Genomic DNA, 4,962 nt, shown 5'->3' with positions numbered 1-4,962 from the left:
GCTGTTCGGGGAGCAGAGACGGCGAACCAAGGTGATTCCCAGGTTCTTCGATGAGAAAAGCTGTCTGAAGCTGGCCTTCGCCTCCCTGATCAGGGCGGCCAACGGCTTCAGGGCCTTCGCCATGACCGAATTGACGCTGGCACAACTGGAGAGCCTGAGAAAGGAAAGGGACCTGCCGGCGACACCGAGTCTGGATTACGAGCTGGCAAAACAGATCAGGGAGGCAGCATGAGGCCGTCCCTTTTTACACCAACTTTTGGACTTGACCTCAGGATGGATAGGACAGAGGAAATCCAGGATCAATAAGCTTTGAGGAAGGTTTTTCTACATTAACGTATCGTTTCCAAGGTGCATAAGCTGAGCGGAATATAAATTTATCCAGCTACTTATTTAAAGTGCGCACTGCACAGCATTACAAATCTGACATGTTCATTGGCAGTCAAACCTAAGGTTGGGTCAAATGAGTTCATACATATTTCTTTTGATATCGATCTGCCTGGGAATCGCGGGGCAGGTTTTTTTCAAGATGGGTGCCTTGAAAACTGAGACCTTCGGGATTTTCAATCTTTCAACGGTGACCGCCTTTTCCCTGTATTCGGTGGCCGCCGTCTTTTACCTGTTCTCATTGAAGCGGATTCCCCTTTCGGTGGCTTTTCCCAGCGTTTCGATAAGTTACGTCATCATAGCCGTCATTTCCCATTACATGTGGAAGGAACCTTTCGGGTTAAACAAGATCTTGGCCCTTCTCCTGATCATGGCCGGCATAACCCTCCTCCACTGGCCGAAGACTTAAGCGAGCAGCCTTCCACAGACCAGATACGGAGAGGTTGAGGATCCAGAGTTGGGAGTTCCTTATCTCCATGGATATTAAACCGGGAGAAGTCGGGGCGGAGAGGATTTCCGGTGGAAGGGACCTTCAGGTGCCAACAAGGGAGGCTCCGCGTCAACGGAGCACAAAGATCTTCACCTCGTCTCCGCGATAACCCTGATCCGGTGAAAAGCGTGCTATCAACTGCACCCCTTCCCGGCTCTCCCAAGGGCCTTCATACCCGTCGGGAGAAGCCGTAACGATAAAATTGTATCCGATCTTCCTCGCAGCAGCTGGGAGATTCCTCATCATACCGCGAACTTCGGGAGAGTATTTCGGATCATCCTGATAGTAAGCACGTATGTTCACGATCCGGTAGGTCAATCCCCCCTCTGAGCTGTATCGGTCATAGGCAAGACTGAATTCTTCGATCCAGGACACGTTGCGGTCACGATTGTACATGAAGTGTTCACCCCACCTGGCCTGGTCGGTCGCCGGGGTCGCCACCAACCTTGGGAGGTCGATGGCATACCATCCGACGCAAAGTAGCCGGGACCCGGCATGGATGTTGGCCTCGATCCATCTCTGGGCCGCCCTGTCAGCTCGCTTCTCAACGGTAGGGTTGCCCCGCCACGAACCGATGGCCGAAGGTACGGTTCTGGCCCACGGAATCGCAACCAGAGCGGCTGTGATAACAACAGCCGTGATGAACGGTGATATCCGGGTGGGGTGACGACGCCAGGAGGTCAAGTCGGAAATCGAAACCGCGACCATCAGAAGAAGCGCCGGAAGCACCGCATTGTACCAGTATGGCCTCACTTCGAAGAAGAGATAGGCGCCACAGAAGGTGACCGAATAGGCCAGAAGCAGCCGTGATGGGGTATCTCTTCTCCAGATAAAGGCGATGACTGCCGCTGCGACCGCCACAAGGAGGAACCACCCGCCGCTATCGGTGAACCAGGCCACATCGTAACCGGCGGTCATCCCGCCCTGGGCGGCTTTTGAGAAAACAACCTCGATCTGTTCCCTGAAAAAAGCGCCAAAACTGAGGATCGAGTAGGGATTGGCCAGCGAATGCGAGATGAGGATTCCCAGCAGCAGCGTGCCCCAGTTGCGGGACAACAGTCTCTTTCCGATATCCCCAAGGAACGGTCCTCCATCTCCGGGTCGGGTTGCCAGCAGGTGGCCGAGGAACAGGGTTGGCAGAACAAGAATTCCCTGCAGCGGCTTGGCGGCGATGCACAGGCCGGCCATGAGGCCGGACAGCATGTAGACCCTCCGTCCGCTCTTCCCCGGGGAAAAGCCAGCCGCAAAATAGATCGCCGCAAGGGAAAAGAGGCCTTGTACGGTGTCTATCCTGACGGTGAAAGCATTCTGGGTGGCGAGGTCGGCCACGGGGGCGGTTCCGAGGAGGAGGGCGATAAGGGCCACCCTGGAATTAAAGTAACGCGCAGCAAACCGAACCATCATCCACGCCGACGCCAGGATCACGAGCCCATGCATCATCCGGGCAATGAAGTAAAATGAAGCAGGATCGAAGAACACCCGGGAAAGATAGTCTGTCGTCGTCCAACCCAGTACCAGGCTTGTGAACCATTTGAATAACGTGAAAATGATGGCCAGCAGGTAACTGAACAGGGGACCGTATTTGTACCAGTGAGGATCCCATTCACCTGCCACGAAAGAATGGGACAGTTCCACCACATCGTTCTCATCGATGGAATAGTACGGCAGGTCGTGAAGGGCCAGGGGGATTCTTACCAGGAGGGCGAGGAGAAAAACGATCAGCAGCAGCCACAGGGCAGGCATCCCCGGCACTTCGCGTCCGGCCTGTCCATCTTTTTTCCACGGTCCTTTACCTGGCATCAGAATTAATTCTTCCATCCGGCAAAACGCCGTGAAGAAAATACTGACCTCCCAGGGGTAACCACCCCAGCAGGTGCTCTAAGGGCCTGAGAAAACTCAGAGCCGCGGGCAAAAAGAGAGTGTAGCTTCTCCTGTGGACGACCAGGCCTGCCGACCCGAGGAGGTCCGATGCCTCACCGGGACGGATAAGCACTGCATCCTTGTCCAGGGGGCAGGTGCTCACTATCCTCCTCGTCACCGGGTTGTAGGGGTTATGCTCGAAAAAGAAAAGTTCTCCTCCCCCATTGAGCATCCTGGTCATGGACGCCGCCTCCCTGGAACGCTTGTCGGGGTGGATGTGGTGAAATACATTGGCAACGAAGATGAGATCGTATCTGTTCGGGACAGGTCCTTCATCTGATAATAGCTGGAAAAATTCGGCATAAGGGCACCGTTTGGCTGCAACCTCCAGGCTTTTTGCGGAAATGTCGCACCCGGCAAGACGAGCGCCAGGGAACAGTTCCCGCATGGCGGTGATGTTGCGGCCTGTTCCGCACCCGAACTCAAGGATTGATTCAGGCTCGGTCCGGATCAGATCCCTTACGATCCTGGCCTTGTATGAGGCGAAATAGGCGTCATCTCCCTCGAAAAAGGCAAGTTTCTCCATGAGTAGGTCGTCATACTTCTCGGCATGTTCATCGAAATCCACTTTTACGAAGCCCCCTTCACGGCCCGTCGAGGCCTGGGCCCCTACCTTGCCTACTGTTTCCGGCAGCGGGATCGATAAAGGATTCGATGATGGTGACCGGACGCTTTCTGACCTGCCTGTAGATCCTTCCCAGATACTCCCCGATGACCCCCAGGAACAGGGCGTTGAGGGAGATACTCAGGAGAATGAGCGCTGTGGTGGTGGCAAAACCAGGCGGCCAGTCAACACCCAGGAAGATCCTGGCGTACAGGTAGAAGAGGACCCCGGCAACAGTGATGACCGAGATGAAGAGGCCGGAGTAGGTGGCCACCCTCAGGGGGATCACTGAGTGATTCAGGATGCCGTCCAGGGCCAAAGCCAGCAGCTCACTGAAGGAGAATTTGCTTTCACCTCTTTCCCGCAGTGCCCGCGTATATGGAATACCAGTCTGCCTGAATCCGATGGATGCGATTGTCCCCCTGAGATAGGGTCTCGCGTCTTCCATCTCCACCAAGACATCTACTACGGAACGGTCTACAAGCCGAAAGTCACCGGCGTCGAGGGGAAGTTCGTCCTCGCTGAGCATGTTAATGACCCGGTAGAAAGTCTTCCTTGCCCCGTTGAGGAACCACGATTCCTTCCTCTCCCGCCTGATCCCGTAAACGACATGGTAACCCGATCGCCACTCCCTGATGAACTCTGGGATCAGTTCCGGGGGGTCCTGAAGATCGCAGTCCAACTGGATGACCGCATCTCCCCTCGCCTTGCAGTATCCAGTATAGATGGATGGCTGAAACCCGAAATTTCTCGAGAACCTGAATATGCGGACCCGGTCATCGGCAGCGGCGAGTTCCGAGAGGATCCGGAAACTGGAATCCTCACTATGGTTGTCGGTGAACAGCAATTCGAAGTCGTACAGGTCGCCAAGGGAAGTGGTGATCTCGGTCACTTTTTCGTAAAGAGGCCTGATATTTTCCTCTTCGTTGTATACCGGGATCAAAAAGGTGATGAGCTTTCTATCCATCACGATCCTTTCGCTTTTGCCGCGATCCATCATCTCGCACAAGTTCTGACTCCTCCATTAGCCTGATCCCCTCGCTAAGGGGTACCTTCGGAATCCAACCTGGAACCGGATCACCCAGGGTCCAGGGCTCCATGACTTCCCTGGATCGGTAGGGCCGCCCACCCCATTCCACAGGCGCACTGGTACCCGTAACCCGGCAGTAGATCTCTACGACCTCCTTGAGGGGATGCCTTTCCCCAGACGATGCGGCGTACCTCTCATGGTCTTTGACCTTTCCGGCCATGAGCCTCCCCGCACACAACACATAGGCATCCGTCACGTCTTCGATGTAAACCAGATCCAGAAGCTGTTCGCCGGGTGACATGGCGAGAGGCTCTCCGGTACGCTGGGTTTTCCTCAACTGGTTGAAGACCTTCGGCCTGGGATCCCGGGGACCGTAAGTGTCAAACAGGACGAGGGTAATCCCTGAAAAGCCCTTCACCCTGATGTAATAGAACAGGATCGATTCAAAGGCCTGTTTTGTCGAGGCGTACAGGTTCGTCGGATCGTAATCGCTGTCACCGTAATGCTGGGAAAAGGTCCCCGTGTTGACGATCC

Annotated in this window: 6 protein-coding genes; 2 read left to right on the top strand and 4 right to left on the bottom strand. The window is 55.1% G+C overall.

The genetic code is table 11. The features are described 5' to 3' along the window. Positions 1-232, top strand: a 232-nt coding sequence (locus tag P1S46_11540; protein ID MDF1537108.1) for a hypothetical protein, incomplete at its 5' end; no start/stop codon positions are given. A 228-nt stretch (positions 233-460) separates the two neighbouring features. Beyond that, positions 461-793, top strand: coding sequence for an SMR family transporter (locus P1S46_11535; GenBank protein MDF1537107.1), 333 nt, complete (start codon positions 461-463; stop codon positions 791-793). Positions 794-943: 150 nt separating this feature from the next. Here the strand turns inward: P1S46_11535 and P1S46_11530 are convergent, their stop codons facing one another. The 4 genes from P1S46_11530 to P1S46_11515 form a co-directional block, all read right to left on the bottom strand. Next, positions 944-2,674 (bottom strand): hypothetical protein, encoded by a 1,731-nt coding sequence (locus P1S46_11530; protein MDF1537106.1) that lies wholly within the window; start codon positions 2,672-2,674, stop codon positions 944-946. Then, on the bottom strand, positions 2,664-3,362 hold the full coding sequence (locus P1S46_11525; protein MDF1537105.1) for a class I SAM-dependent methyltransferase: 699 nt from the start codon (positions 3,360-3,362) through the stop codon (positions 2,664-2,666). The genes P1S46_11530 and P1S46_11525 overlap by 11 nt, the downstream gene beginning before the upstream one ends. A 16-nt stretch (positions 3,363-3,378) precedes the next feature. Next, positions 3,379-4,398: a glycosyltransferase family 2 protein gene (locus P1S46_11520; GenBank protein MDF1537104.1), complete on the bottom strand. Its 1,020-nt coding sequence runs from the start codon at positions 4,396-4,398 to the stop codon at positions 3,379-3,381. Then, positions 4,358-4,962 (bottom strand): NAD(P)-dependent oxidoreductase (locus P1S46_11515; protein MDF1537103.1); only part of this gene is annotated, 605 nt, incomplete at its 5' end. The genes P1S46_11520 and P1S46_11515, both read right to left, overlap by 41 nt.

This window comes from bacterium (assembly GCA_029210545.1).
GTDB lineage: Bacteria > BMS3Abin14 > BMS3Abin14 > BMS3Abin14 > BMS3Abin14 > JARGFV01.
Note: the sequence above shows the minus strand (reverse complement) of the source record. Positions and strands in the feature narration are given on the sequence as shown.